Source organism: Xanthomonas prunicola, from assembly GCF_025266575.1.
GTDB classification, from domain to species: domain Bacteria; phylum Pseudomonadota; class Gammaproteobacteria; order Xanthomonadales; family Xanthomonadaceae; genus Xanthomonas; species Xanthomonas prunicola.
Genome location: NZ_CP096142.1, coordinates 4,177,007 through 4,189,743 on the forward strand (window position 1 = coordinate 4,177,007; position 12,737 = coordinate 4,189,743).

Consider the following 12,737-nt stretch of genomic DNA (forward strand, 5'->3'; position numbering starts at 1 on the left):
GCATCGGGTCACGGTCCGGCGATTCGATCGCGGTACATAGGCGAAGCGCGGGCGATGCGCCCACAATAGGCATCCATCTGGCTGCCACGCACCGTCATGACCGATCTGTACGCAGAAGCTCTTGCCACCTTCGCCGCACTGTATGCCGAGGCGCAGAACAGCGCCGAACTCGAGGCCAGCGCGATGACCATGGCCACCGCCAACGTCGATGGTCGGCCGAGCGCGCGCACCGTGTTGCTCAAGGCTTTCGACGCGCGCGGGTTCGTGTTCTACACCCATCTGGACAGCGCAAAGGGCCGCGACCTGCAGACCCACCCGCAAGCGGCGCTGCTGTTCCTGTGGCGCAGCCTGCGTGAGGCCGGCATCCAGGTGCGTATCGAAGGCGGCGTGCAACTGGTGAGCGCGGACGAATCCGATGCGTACTTCGCCTCGCGCCCGCGCATGAGCCAGATCGGCGCGTGGGCCTCGCTGCAGTCGCAGACGCTGGGTTCGCGCGAAGAGTTCGACACGGCCCTTGCCAAGGTCGAGGCGACCTTCGAGGGCCGCGAGGTGCCGCGTCCGGATGGCTGGGGCGGGTTCCGGGTGGTGCCGCAGGCGTTCGAGTTCTGGTACGGCGCCAAGTTCCGCCTGCACGAGCGCTGGCGCTACGAGGCCGACGCGGCCAGCCATTGGAGCAAGCGGATGCTGTATCCGTGAGTCCGCAGCCCGGCATCGGGCTGCGAGCCAGCTGAACGAGCGGTTTGCCTCACCTGCCGCGCGCCCGGCTAGCTGAGCTTCGGCCCTTTCTGAGGGTCATCGGCAGTCTGTAGTATGTCCGGTCGTTGCAGGACTCTTGCTGCATCACCACCGCCGCATGACCAAAGGACAGGACATCGTATGACGCAGTACACCACTGTCGAATTGCACGGCTTGCTGGCCGAGCGCTACCGTGGCCACCCAATCCATGTCGAACTGATCGACGGCCTGGAGCCGGCCATCAATCTCACCCTGGCCGACCACGGCGACATGCAGATCCAGGTTGCCGCTTCCGGCTCACAGGTTTTTGTCTCCACGCTGCTGGCCCATGCCGAGCACGTCAACGACCGCGCCGCCTTCAACGACGCCTGCCTGCGCCTGAATCCGCTCAACCCCCTGTCCAATCTGGGCTTGGTCCAGGTCGACGGCGAGGACCGCTACGTGGTCTTCGGCGAACTGTCGGCATCGTCGACGCTCGACCAGATCGACGAAGAAATCCAGACCCTGGCGGCCAATACGTTGGAAGCCGCCGAATCTCTCAAGCCGTTCTTTTCCTAAAGGCGTGTTGTCATGAGTATTTTTTCCAAGCTGATCACGTTGCTGCGTGGTACCGCACACGAAACCGGCCAGAAGGCGGTCGACGCCAATGCGCTGCGCATCCTGGACCAGGAAATGCGCGATGCCGGCGCCCAGCTCACGCGCTCGCGCGAAGAGCTCACCAAGCTGATGGCGCAGAGCAAGTTGGCCCAGCAGAAGATCGACGCGCGCGCCGGCAAGATGGCCGAATACACGCGCTACATCGAAGGTGCGCTGGCCAAGAACGATGAAGCGTTGGCGCACGATGTGGCAGCCAAGCTGGCTGCGCTGGAAAGCGAGGATGCCGGCGACAAGACATCCAAGACCGCGCTGGACCAGTCGGTGGTAACGCTCAAGGCCACTATCCAGAAGACCGAAAACCAGCTGCGCGGCATGCGTCAGCAGATCGATACGGTCAAGGCCACCGACGCGGTGCAGAAGGCACAGGCGGCCATTGCCGCGCGCCATTCCGGCGCCAGCAGCAAGATGGGCTCGGCGCTGGAATCGCTGGAGCGCATCAAGGCGCGTCAGGCCGAAACCTCGGCACGCATCGAATCGGCCGAAGAACTCGAATCGTCCACCGGCGATGGCGATCTCAATCGGCGTCTGGCTGCGGCTGGCCTGATGGAAGGCGAATCCAACGCCGCTGCGGTGCTGGCACGCTTCAAGAAGCCGGCCGCGCAGCTGGGTCACGAGAGCACCAGCGGCAGCGCGCCGCTGATCGGCCAGGTGCGCGACGTGCAGCAGGTTCCGCGCAGCGACAGCTGATCCATCGCACGGCACAGGATGCGCCATGATCATCGTTGGACGGCTGTTCCGGGTAGTGCGGCGCCACGTGCGCCGCGTCAGCTGGGGCGTGGTGGCGCTGGCACTGCTGGCGCACATGGGGCTGAGCTGGTTGCTGCTGCTGTGGGCCGGCGAGCACAAGCTCGTCGGCCTGGACGCATTTCCGTACTACTACATGACCACTGCCACCACCATCGGCTACGGCGACCTGTCGCCGGGTTCGGTGGCCGGGCGTTATATCGCCGCGTTCGTGTTGATGCCGGGCGCGGTGGCGTTGTTCGCCACGGTGCTGGCCAAGACCAGCGGCGTGCTCATCACTTTCTGGAGGCGCCACCACATGGGCAAGATGGCCTATGCAGACCTGCGCGGGCACAACATTCTGATCGGCTGGCAGGGAGCCGCCTCCACGCGCCTGCTGGAATTGCTGCTGTCCGACACCGCCACCGATGACGAAGGCGTGGTGCTGATCGCCGAGGGCGTGGCGGAAAATCCGATGCCCGACCACATGCGCTTCATCGCCGCCGAGTCGTACACGCATACCGAGGTGTACCTGCGTGCCGGCATTGCCGGCGCGGCGCGGGTGATCGTCAACCCGCCCTCCGACGACCAGACCCTGGCGGCGGTGTTCGCGTTGATGGCGCATGCGCCGGCCGCGCATGTCGTGGCGCACTTCGATTCGGCCAGCGCGGCGCGACTGGTCAATTGCCATTATCCGGCCATCGAATGCACGCGCCCGATGACCGCCGAGATCCTGGCGCGTGCGTCGCAGGATCCGGGCAGCGCGGCGATCACCGCCGAGCTGCTATCGGTAGACGATGGCCCCACCCAGTTCAGTCTTGCTATCCCCGCGAATGTCCAACCACTGGATTACAGCCGACTTGCGGCCGATTTCAGCCAGCGCGGCGCATTGCTGCTGGGTCTGCGCGCACCTGATGGCGCATTACGCTTGAACCCGCCAGCACGCACCGCTGTCGCCGCCGGTGCCATGCTGTATTACCTGGCTGAGCAGCGCGTGCCGGCCCACGCCATCGCCTGGCAGGCCATGCGCAGCGAGGCGTCCCCCATTTCCACATCGCCACAAGGTGTATGACGATGAGTTTTTTCAGCAAATTGTTCGGTCAACCGCAACCGCCGCCGCTGCCCACTTCCGGTAGTGGCGCGATTGGTCACACGCTGCCGCTGGGGCTGCGTGTCGGTGGCCAGGTGGAAATTGATACCACCCTGTACCGCATGGCGCCCGAGGCCATGACCGCCGAGTTGCCGGGCGGGCATCAGGGCATTCCGTGCTACGGCCACGTCAATCTGGGCGATGGTTATGCGCTGCATCGGTTCTACCTGGACGACGATGCGTTTTTGCAGGTCACCACCGTGGGCGGCGATCTGGAAGCGATGAAGGCGTTCGTCTATTGCGAGACGGTGAATCCGCCCAGCAAGCAGGCGTTTCAGGAGTTTGTGATGCAGCATCCGCACCTTGGTGCGGCGCAGATCGAGTACGCGGGCAAGCAGTGGCAGCGCGCCACGCAATCCACCGATGACGCGTCGCGGATTCCGCCGATCGCCTACGACGAAGTGTTGTACCGCTACCAGCCGCCGCGCCGCGATGGCGATCTGACCCATTACGCGATGCTCTACAGCCGAGACGTGCCAGAGCTGCAGCGCGAAGAATTTCTGCTGGTGACCGGTGAGGATTCCGGCCCCAACGAATTCTGCGTCACCTATGCGGTCGGTATCGATGTCACCGTCGCCGATCTGGATATCACCTGAGCGCGCGCGCTTGTCTTCCACCCACCTTGGTCCTGTCATGAATCCGATCAATCTGCAGAGTTTTCTCGCGTTTCTTTCCTATTTCGGTACCGGCCTGGGTGTGTTGATCGTCTCGGTGGTGCTGGTGACCCTGGTCACCCCGCACAAGGATTTCACCTTGCTGCGGCAGGGCAATATGGCCGCGGCCACCGCGCTGGCCGGCAATTTGATCGGTGTGGCGCTGCCGCTGCATTCGGCCATTACCCATTCGGTGAGCCTGGTCGACGCGCTGATCTGGGGCCTGGTGGCCTGCGGTATCCAGGTGGTGGCGTATCTGCTGGCCAATCTGGTGGCCGGGCGCATCTCGCGGCAGATCACCGACAACGTCACCGCTGCCGGTATTTTTTCGGCCGGCGTGTCGATCGCGGTCGGGTTGATCAACGCCGCGGCGATCACGCCGTAACGGAGCGCAGGCATGAAGCGATCACGCAATCTCAAACTCACCTTGATGGCCGCGCTGCCGGCCGCCTTCGTCACTGGCTGCGGCTCGGAGCCGGAGACCGGTGTGGTGCTGCAGTCGGCCTCGGACTGTTACCAGATCAAGAAGGAACAAACCGACATCCAGCAATGCCTCAAGGCCTACGACGAGGCGGTGGCCAAGCATCAGCAGGCCGCGCCGCGCTTCACCACGCGCTACGAGTGCGATGCGCAGTTCGGCAGCTGCACGGCGATCACCAATCCGCAAGGGCAGCAGAGCTGGATCCCGCCGATGGGCGGGTTCTTGCTGGGCTATGCGTTGGGCAATATGAGCGGCGGCGGCTACCGTTATGGCGGCTCGATCCCGCTGTATCGCGACTATCGCAGTGGCGGTTACTACAAGCCCAATGGCGATCTGGCCAGCAGTCGCATCGGTACGGTGCGCGGTCGCAGCGGCAGTATCGACATGCCCACGCGTGCCATCACCGTGTCGCGTTCGGGCTTCGGTTCCAGCGCAGCGGCCCGTAGTTCATTCGGCAGCGGCGGGCGCAGCTCGGGCTTCGGCGGCTGACATGCAACGCATCCTGATCCCCGAACGCCCGGACTGGCGCACGCAGGCCGAATCGCTGGGTTTTCACTTCCACACCATCGACGGCGAGCCGTATTGGGATGAAAGCGCGTACTACGCGTTTTCGCTGCGGCAGATCGAAGACGACATCGAAGCGCCTACGCAAGAGTTGCACGACATGGCGATGCAGCTGGTGGACGAGGTGGTGGGCTCGGAAGCGTTGATGACGCAGCTGGCCATTCCGCCGTTCTACTGGGACTGGATCGCCAACTCGTGGAAAGAGCGCGACCCGCATCTGTATGGCCGCATGGACCTGGCGTATTCGGGCGACGGCCCGGCCAAGTTGTACGAACTCAATTACGACACCCCGACCTCGCTCTACGAGTCGGCATATTTCCAGTGGTTGTGGCTGGAACAGCAGATCGCCAGCGGTGCGCTGCCCAAGGGCACCGATCAGTACAACCTGATCCAGGATCTGCTGTGCGAAACGTTGGGCGCGCTGGCGGTGGATGGCGCGATCGGCGCGCAGATGCATTTTGCAGCAGTGCGCGACTCGCTGGAAGATCGCGCCACCGTGCGTTACCTGCGCGACTGTGCGCATCAGGTGGGCATCAGCACCGAAGAAGTCGCCATCGAAGACATCGGCCTGAGTGCGGAGGGTTGGTTCACCGATGAGCAGGATCGGGTGATCCACACGCTATTCAAGCTGTATCCGCTGGAATTCATGATGGAAGAACGCTTCGGGCCGGCATTGATCGCCGACCGGGTACGCCTGATCGAGCCAGCCTGGAAATCGGTATTGAGCAATAAAGGCATCCTGCCGCTGCTGTGGGACCGCCATCAGGGCCACCCGAATCTGCTGCCCGCCCGCTTTGCGCAAGCCGGTGAAGCACCGACTGCAGGCTGGGTCCGCAAGCCGCTGCTGTCGCGCGAGGGGGCCAACATCGCGCTGGTCACTGCGCAAGGCGAGGCCGCACACACCGATGGCCCATATGTGGATGGGGCGGCCATCCTGCAAGCGCATCATCCGCTGCCGGTGTTTGACGGGCGCCATGCGCTGGTGGGGAGCTGGGTTGTCGCTGATCGTCCCGCCGGATTGGGCATGCGCGACGACGATGGCCCGATCACTCGCGACACCTCGCGCTTCGTGCCGCACGTCATCACCGATTGATGCGCAGTTGCGCGTACATCGCCGCTGCGAAGTGGCGATGTACGCGCGGGACCCAAGCGTCTCTGCGTCAATCTGGATACAGCGTCAGGGATGACGCCCAGCGTGTTGGCGGCAGCCACTAGGCCGTCGCGATGGATCTGCCTGTCGCACGTGACGCAGTCGCCAGCGGCGCGCAAGGCCTGCGGCGCATGCAAGGCGACGCATCTTTTCCACACCCCCTGTGGATGGACGTTGCACAAGGCTGTGGACAAGTGCGCGCAGGTCCCGGCCTGCAACGCTGTCAAGATGGGTGGCGAAAAAATGACCAATCGGTTGCAGGGGGCCTTTTTCGTTAGTGATCAACGCGATCCGGCAGGATCGGCAAAGTGCTCGGCGCAGGCATCGCTGCGGCATTTAGGCGAGTCGTGCGCGATGTCTGGACTAGCTAGTGAGCGTGGAGGTCGCATCATTCGTGCCGAGCGTACGCGCCAAGTACGCCATTGGCCTGATGCAATCGACCGACCAAGCTATATCAGCACCCTCCGTACTGCGTCACTTCGATGCCCGCGCTCGCCGCCGCAGCGATTAAATGCGTCGCGCCAAGAAAAAGCTTGCCACCGCCAGCAGCCACGCCAACGCGAACACGCTCAGGTAGGCGGCGGTGGTTGCCGATGTCAGCAGCGCGGCGAACACTGCGCCGGCCAGTGCCAGCATGGCCGCCACCGCAATGGCTTCGCTCAATTGCAAAGCAGAACTGTTGGTGCCTTGCTGTGCTGGTGGCGACAGCGACAGCGTCACCACCGACAGGCTGGGATACAGCAGGCCCATGCCCAGGCCGGTCAGTGCCCAGCCGGCGATTGCCGACCACACAGGAATCGCTGGCCACACCGCGCCTGCACTGATCGCCATCCCTAGCGTCATCAGCAGCGCCCCGATCTTGAGCAGGCGGGGGCGCGACCAACCGGCACGGCTTTGGCCCTGGTACCACGAGCCACTGAACCAGCCCAATGCGCCCACACTCAGCGCCACACCTGCCAGCAGCGGCGAGAGCCCGCGTTCGCGCGACAGCAATAGCGGTAAAAAGGCCTCAAAGCCGAAGAATGCAGCGGCAGCAGTGCCACGTAGCGCGATCACGCTGGGCAACCCGCGCGCAAGCCGCAACGTGCCGACCGGCAGCAGATGCCAGGCGCAATACACCGCGAGCAGCAGCGCCGGCAGCATCGCGGCCGGCACCAGCATGCCGTGCAGTTGCCCGCCCAGATACACCCCAAGCACGCCCAGCGCCGCGCCAACGGCCCAGCCCAAGGATGCAGTTGCCGCGTCGGAAACCTCGCTTGTCCAGATCCGCCCGCGCAGCGCCGGCCACAGTAGCAATCCAGCTGGAATCGCCAGCAGCGGCACCGAGAGGAACACCCAGCGCCAACCCGCATGTTGCACGATCCATCCACTGATGCCTGGCCCGATCAACGAGGGCACCACCCAGCCGGCCGAAAACGCGGCAAATACGCGAGGGCGCAGACCTTCCGGGTACAGCCGTCCGACGATGACGTACAACGCCACCGAATACGCGCCGGCACCCAGCCCCTGCAGCAAACGCCCGACGATGAGCAACGGCATGCTCGGTGCCAGGCCGGCAACCAGCAGGCCGATCACAAAGCACAGCAAGCCGGCAGCCAATGCACCGCCGGGGCCGCGACGGTCGCTCCAGCGCCCGGCTGCGGTCATACCGACCACGCTGGTAGCCAGGGTGCCGCCGAATGCCAACGCATACAGCGGCAGTCCGTTCAATTCGCGCGCCACCGTCGGCATCGCGGCAGCAACTGCCAGCGACTCGAAGGCGTTGAGCGACACCAGTGCCACCATGCCCAGCGTTGCCGCGCGGTAAGGCGGGGCCAGGATGGAGGTGGGCTGCGTTTCGATGGGCATCGAACATCCAGGGAAAAAGTGTGTAGAGCCATGACACAGGCGCTTGCACCGGTGATGGCCGCGCAGCATCCTGCCTCAACCTAGGTTGAGGTCAAGGCAATGCAGCGTGAGTTGTCCGTGGGCGAGGTGGCCAAGCGCAGTGGCGTGGCGGTGTCGGCGCTGCACTTTTACGAGCGCAAAGGCTTGATCAGTAGCCTGCGCACCGCCGGCAACCAGCGCCGTTATGGACGCGATGTGCTGCGGCGGATTGCGGTGATTCGCGTGGCGCAGCGGCTCGGTGTGCCGTTGCAGCAGGTGCTCGATGCCTTCTCTGTATTGCCTGAGCAAGGTACGCCCACGCGTGCGGAATGGGCGCGCATGTCGGCGCGCTGGCGGTACCAATTGGATGCGCGGATCAACGAACTGCAGGCCTTGCGCGACCAGCTCACCGACTGCATCGGTTGCGGCTGTCTGTCGCTGCGCCGCTGCCGGCTGAGCAATCCGGACGACGTGCTGGCCGATGGCAGCGTCGGCGCGTGGCCACGCCGCGGCGCAGGCTGACTGCGGTCTCTCATCGGGTTGTTCAACCCGGGCAGGCTCGGGCGACCCGCAGTAAGGGCGCTTCGGTTGCCAATCGGTTGCCAAAGACAGCGACTGCAGTCGCCACCGCAGGATCGCCGGATTGACCCAGCAAGAACGCAGGCTGTTCGTCGGTGGCAGTGCCGCGATGGTGGCGATGGCCCCCAGACGGGAACACCCCGATGCAATGACGCCTGCCGCGTGTGGCGCATCCGCAGGCCAGACGCGTTGGCCGTCAGCGGTATGCGGGAGGGCTGTAGGGCGCAGGCTTGGCGGACACCAAGCCTGCGCGCCTCGATAGACACCTCACGCTGTAGAGCATGAGGTGCGGCATCACACGTCTAGAGTCCGGCGCCGCGGCGGATGGTCCACAGATCGTCCGAGAGGTCGCGGTCGGTCACGTAGGCGTAGGGCATCGTGAAGTAGCCCTGCTGGCCCCACTTGGTGCCCCAGGAGTTGCGTACGATCATCCGTTGCGAGGCGTTGTCATAGCCCACGGCCAGAACCGCGTGGCCGCCGAGCAACTTCTCGTGTGGCTCGGGAAGCTCCACCACGCCGGTCTTGGCGACCTCGTCCGATTCGAAGGATTCGTAGACGCTGAAACCGAAGACGAACGGATAGCCGTCGGCCAGGCAGGCCTGCATGTCGCCGAGCGTGCGCAGGCGCATATAGGCGGTGATGCAGTGGTGCTTGGCCTGGGTGTAGGCCTCCGGCTTGGGCCGCTTGGTGAAGAGGCTGATGTCGTACGGCCACAGGGCCTCGGCGCAGACGCCCTGGTGGGCAAGCGTCTTGATGCCGATGCGCAGCTCGCTACCGGAATCCTGCGCGACGGTGCCGTTGAGGGCACGTTCGTTGTAATAGACGAACAGCCGGCTCAGGTCGGTCAGGGGCACGCCGTCCTTGCGTTCGAGGAACTCGAGCGCTCCGACCAGCGCGTTGGCCGTGCAACTACCCAGATGGCCCTGGTCTTCGACCGCCGAGCAGGTCGCACGCAGGTCCACGTGCGGCGGCAGGGACGATTGAGCCTGCGGCGTGGCGTAGGACAGGTCACGGTGGTCGGGCAGATCGGGTTTCCAGCCGTAGTTGCGCGTGGAATGGGGCCGGGACGCGGCAGCGTCGGTCGGCTTGGTCGTTGCACTTTTTTCGGTCATCAGAACTTCGCTAAAACGGTATGAGCGTAATTAATAGCATGCAGTCCGGCGTCACCGAGATCGATGTTGCTGGGGGATGTCGTCAGGAGCGAAGCGACAATGCGCCTCCCCAGTGTCGCTTCGCGCCGGGGTGATGTGCGCGGAGCGATACGGGCAGTGCCGACGTTGGCAAGAAGCGATGTCTGACCGGCCAGGGCGTGTCCTGCGGGGCGTCGCAGCTGCCGTCAAGCGCAGCACCGGTGCCGAGGCCGACCGGGACCAATGGCAGTGCCATCGCGGGTGGATTCGCCCGTAGCATGGGCGTTCCCCATGTCGCAGGATCCGGTATGTTCCCCTTCATGCGCCGCTCGCTCGCCGTCACCCTGTCTCTGGCCTGTCTGTCCGCGCAGGCGTCTGCCGCGGCTGTCATTAATGCATCCGGCTCGGCCAGCAGCTTCGATCCGCTGGCCTTGTTCGCCCCGCTGCAGCTGCCCGACGCGCCCACTGCCTACCGCAGCGGCAGTGGCGTGCCCGGTCCGCTGTACTGGCAGAACCGCGCCGATTACGACCTTCGCGCCAGTATCGACCCGACGACGCACACGCTCAGCGGCGAAGCCGCCATCACCTACACCAACCACAGCCCCGACACGCTGGACGTGCTGTGGCTGCAGCTGGACCAGAACATCTACCGTGCCGATGCGCGCGCTGCTGCCAGCCGGCCGCTCAAGCGCAAAGAGTTCACCGAGGGCATGCAGATCGCCAGTGTCGAGATCGATCAAGGTGGGCGCCGCCAGCCAGCGCATTTCGTTGTCGACGACACGCGGATGCGGGTGGATCTGCCGCAACCGCTGGCCGGGCAGGGCAAGGCGCTCACCCTGCATATCCGTTACCGCTACACGATTCCCGGCACGTGGGGTGGCCGCACTGCGGTCAGTGCCAGCAAGCAAGGCGAGATCTACGAGATTGCGCAGTGGTACCCGCGCATGGCGGTGTACGACGATCTGCGCGGCTGGGACACGCAACCGTATCTGGGATCGGAGTTCTATCTGGAATACGGCAATTTCGACTATGCCGTCACGGTGCCGCAGGGCTTTCTGGTCGCTGGCTCGGGCGCGCTGACCAACCCGCAGGACGTGCTCAGCCGCACCGAGCAGCAACGCCTGGAGCAGGCGCGCCACAGCGACCGCACGGTGCTGATCCGCACGCCTGACGAAGTGACTGCACGTGCGGGCAAGCCGGCGGGCAAGGGCACGCAGACCTGGCGCTTCCACATGGACCATACCCGTGATGTCGCTTTCGCCGCATCGCCGGCGTTTGTGTGGGACGCGGCGCGCATCAAGTTGCCGGGCGGCAAGCAGTCGCTGGCGATGTCGGTCTACCCGGTGGAAGGCGTGGGTGCAGACAAGTGGAACCGGTCCACCGAATACGTCAAAGGCGCGATCGAACATTTTTCGCAGTGGTACCCGTATCCGTGGCCGGCAGCGATCAATCTGGGCGGCTATGGCGCCGGCATGGAATATCCGGGCATCGTTTTCGACGGTTTCGAAGACGGCGGCAAGGACTTGTTCTGGATCACCGCGCACGAAATCGGCCACACCTGGTTCCCGATGATCGTGGGCTCCAACGAGCGCCGGCATGCCTTCATGGATGAAGGTTTCAACACCTTTATCGACGTGTATGCATCGGATGCGTTCAACAAAGGCGAATACGCGCCCAAGCGCGATTCGGAATACGCACCGAAAGGCGGCAACCCGGTCGACGAAATCCTGCCGCTGCTGGCCGATACCCATGCACCGACGCTGATGGACAACGCCGATTCCACCAGCGAGACCTATCGCCATTCGCTGACCTACTTCAAGGGCGCCTTGGGACTTGTGCTGTTGCGCGAGCAGATTCTGGGGCCGGCGCGCTTCGATCCTGCGTTTCGCAAATACATCGCCACCTGGGCTTACAAGCATCCCACGCCGTCGGATTTCTTCCGGCTGATGGAAAGCGAAAGTGGCGAAGATCTGTCCTGGTGGTGGCGCGGCTGGTATCTCAACAATTGGCAGCTGGACATGGGCATCAGCGAAGCGCATTACGTCGACCACGACCCGTCCAAGGGCGTGCAAGTCACGCTGCGCAGCCGGCAAAAGCTGGTGATGCCGGTGACCTTGCGTGCGGATCTGGCCGATGGCAGCCATCTGGACCGGCGCGTGCCGGTGGAAACCTGGCTGCAGACCGCCACGCCCACGGTCAACCTACCGACCACGCAGAAAGTGCTGCACGTGACGCTGGATCCGGACCATGCGCTACCAGACGCCGACCGCAGCGATGCGCGCGTGGACGTGACCGGCTGAGCGTGACGACAGGGCATGCACGCTGACGCGGCCGCAGGCGCGGTCGCATCAGCGGCCCACTGCGGTGACGACGAAGAGGGCAGATGGAAAACGCCTGCGTTTACCGCCAGACGAGCGCAGCCGCTGCCTCGCATCACTAGGAAGCACTCATCCGCTGAGGCTCCTGCGCACTGTCGCTGTCCGCCCGTCGACGACTGACGACTTTTTATTTGCCGCTCCAATGACGGCGCAATCGATTGCGCAGATTGCGCCGTCTTCGTGCGTGCGAGATCCCTGCTGCTGCACTGACACGTTCGCAAACGTGCAAGCGGCATGGCACATGCACCTTGCTGCTGCGTAGGTGCATTGCCGAGCCTGGCAATCGCAATCAAGCCGCGCGATGGGGCTGCCGTTCGTGGGTTTGCGCAATCACCCTATCAAGACCCATCCCGACAATTTCATTGTGCAAATTTCGCCATGCGGCTGGCCGGTTTTTGCGTAATGCCTTGATAACGCTTACAGCCCCGCCAGCGTTGACAACTGCATGCGGGCTCAAGCGACTGCCGTATCGGCTGTAACGATGCACAGCCATCACTATGCTGCAACGCACGGTGACAAGCGCTTTGTGCCCTGACTAGTCTGCGCGGCATGTTAGCGCTATCACTGGCTGACACACCGTGCACAGCACCCGTCACAAACGCAGCAAGGGCAGAGCGTTGTCATTGCTGTGCCGGGTAGAAGCGCATGCATATCGCAGGTCAACGATCGAA

12 protein-coding genes are annotated in these 12,737 nt (G+C 64.3%); 10 read left to right on the forward strand and 2 right to left on the reverse strand.

Annotated features, from left to right (window positions below):
- Positions 1-96 precede the first annotated feature (96 nt).
- The 8 genes from pdxH (at position 97) to M0D43_RS17840 (ending at position 6,056) form a co-directional block, all read left to right on the forward strand.
- On the forward strand, positions 97-696 hold the full coding sequence (gene pdxH, locus M0D43_RS17805) for a pyridoxamine 5'-phosphate oxidase (protein WP_252162429.1): 600 nt from the start codon (positions 97-99) through the stop codon (positions 694-696).
- 180 nt (positions 697-876) lie between these two features.
- Positions 877-1,293 (forward strand): YjfI family protein, encoded by a 417-nt coding sequence (locus M0D43_RS17810; protein ID WP_012445807.1) that lies wholly within the window; start codon positions 877-879, stop codon positions 1,291-1,293.
- Between the two features lie 12 nt (positions 1,294-1,305).
- Positions 1,306-2,079, forward strand: a complete 774-nt coding sequence (locus M0D43_RS17815; RefSeq protein WP_252162430.1) for a PspA/IM30 family protein — start codon at positions 1,306-1,308, stop codon at positions 2,077-2,079.
- Positions 2,080-2,104: 25 nt separating this feature from the next.
- Positions 2,105-3,187 (forward strand): potassium channel family protein, encoded by a 1,083-nt coding sequence (locus tag M0D43_RS17820; protein ID WP_252162431.1) that lies wholly within the window; start codon positions 2,105-2,107, stop codon positions 3,185-3,187.
- Positions 3,184-3,861, forward strand: a complete 678-nt coding sequence (locus M0D43_RS17825; protein ID WP_252162432.1) for a YjfK family protein — start codon at positions 3,184-3,186, stop codon at positions 3,859-3,861. The genes M0D43_RS17820 and M0D43_RS17825 overlap by 4 nt, the downstream gene beginning before the upstream one ends.
- Positions 3,862-3,898: 37 nt before the next feature.
- Positions 3,899-4,303: a DUF350 domain-containing protein gene (locus tag M0D43_RS17830; protein ID WP_101361687.1), complete on the forward strand. Its 405-nt coding sequence runs from the start codon at positions 3,899-3,901 to the stop codon at positions 4,301-4,303.
- 12 nt (positions 4,304-4,315) lie between these two features.
- On the forward strand, positions 4,316-4,888 hold the full coding sequence (locus M0D43_RS17835) for a DUF1190 domain-containing protein (RefSeq protein WP_101361686.1): 573 nt from the start codon (positions 4,316-4,318) through the stop codon (positions 4,886-4,888).
- Between the two features lies 1 nt (position 4,889).
- Positions 4,890-6,056, forward strand: coding sequence for a glutathionylspermidine synthase family protein (locus M0D43_RS17840; RefSeq protein WP_101361685.1), 1,167 nt, complete (start codon positions 4,890-4,892; stop codon positions 6,054-6,056).
- 564 nt (positions 6,057-6,620) lie between these two features.
- Here the strand turns inward: M0D43_RS17840 and M0D43_RS17845 are convergent.
- Positions 6,621-7,961: an MFS transporter gene (locus tag M0D43_RS17845; protein WP_252162433.1), complete on the reverse strand. Its 1,341-nt coding sequence runs from the start codon at positions 7,959-7,961 to the stop codon at positions 6,621-6,623.
- A 99-nt stretch (positions 7,962-8,060) separates the two neighbouring features.
- Here M0D43_RS17845 and soxR point away from each other — a divergent pair, with 99 nt between their 5' ends.
- The gene (gene soxR / locus M0D43_RS17850) at positions 8,061-8,501 is read left to right on the forward strand and encodes a redox-sensitive transcriptional activator SoxR (protein WP_101361683.1); all 441 of its coding nucleotides are present in this window, start codon (positions 8,061-8,063) and stop codon (positions 8,499-8,501) included.
- Between the two features lie 359 nt (positions 8,502-8,860).
- Here the strand turns inward: soxR and M0D43_RS17855 are convergent, their stop codons facing one another.
- A complete protein-coding gene (locus M0D43_RS17855; protein ID WP_252162434.1) occupies positions 8,861-9,670 on the reverse strand; it encodes a C1 family peptidase in 810 nt (269 codons plus the stop codon).
- A gap of 326 nt (positions 9,671-9,996) precedes the next feature.
- Between M0D43_RS17855 and M0D43_RS17860 the strand changes: the two genes are divergently transcribed.
- Complete coding sequence (locus tag M0D43_RS17860) at positions 9,997-11,988, forward strand: M1 family metallopeptidase (RefSeq protein WP_252162435.1); 1,992 nt, start codon at positions 9,997-9,999, stop codon at positions 11,986-11,988.
- The last annotated feature ends 749 nt before the right edge of the window (positions 11,989-12,737 follow it).

Coding starts and splice junctions, on each gene's coding strand:
- M0D43_RS17855 (WP_252162434.1), bottom strand. CDS start 9,670: ATGACCGAAAAAAGTGCAACGACCAAGCCGACCGACGCTGCCGCGTCC.
- soxR (WP_101361683.1), top strand. CDS start 8,061: ATGCAGCGTGAGTTGTCCGTGGGCGAGGTGGCCAAGCGCAGTGGCGTG.
- M0D43_RS17860 (WP_252162435.1), top strand. CDS start 9,997: ATGTTCCCCTTCATGCGCCGCTCGCTCGCCGTCACCCTGTCTCTGGCC.
- M0D43_RS17830 (WP_101361687.1), top strand. CDS start 3,899: ATGAATCCGATCAATCTGCAGAGTTTTCTCGCGTTTCTTTCCTATTTC.
- pdxH (WP_252162429.1), top strand. CDS start 97: ATGACCGATCTGTACGCAGAAGCTCTTGCCACCTTCGCCGCACTGTAT.
- M0D43_RS17820 (WP_252162431.1), top strand. CDS start 2,105: ATGATCATCGTTGGACGGCTGTTCCGGGTAGTGCGGCGCCACGTGCGC.
- M0D43_RS17845 (WP_252162433.1), bottom strand. CDS start 7,961: ATGCCCATCGAAACGCAGCCCACCTCCATCCTGGCCCCGCCTTACCGC.
- M0D43_RS17815 (WP_252162430.1), top strand. CDS start 1,306: ATGAGTATTTTTTCCAAGCTGATCACGTTGCTGCGTGGTACCGCACAC.
- M0D43_RS17835 (WP_101361686.1), top strand. CDS start 4,316: ATGAAGCGATCACGCAATCTCAAACTCACCTTGATGGCCGCGCTGCCG.
- M0D43_RS17840 (WP_101361685.1), top strand. CDS start 4,890: ATGCAACGCATCCTGATCCCCGAACGCCCGGACTGGCGCACGCAGGCC.
- M0D43_RS17810 (WP_012445807.1), top strand. CDS start 877: ATGACGCAGTACACCACTGTCGAATTGCACGGCTTGCTGGCCGAGCGC.
- M0D43_RS17825 (WP_252162432.1), top strand. CDS start 3,184: ATGACGATGAGTTTTTTCAGCAAATTGTTCGGTCAACCGCAACCGCCG.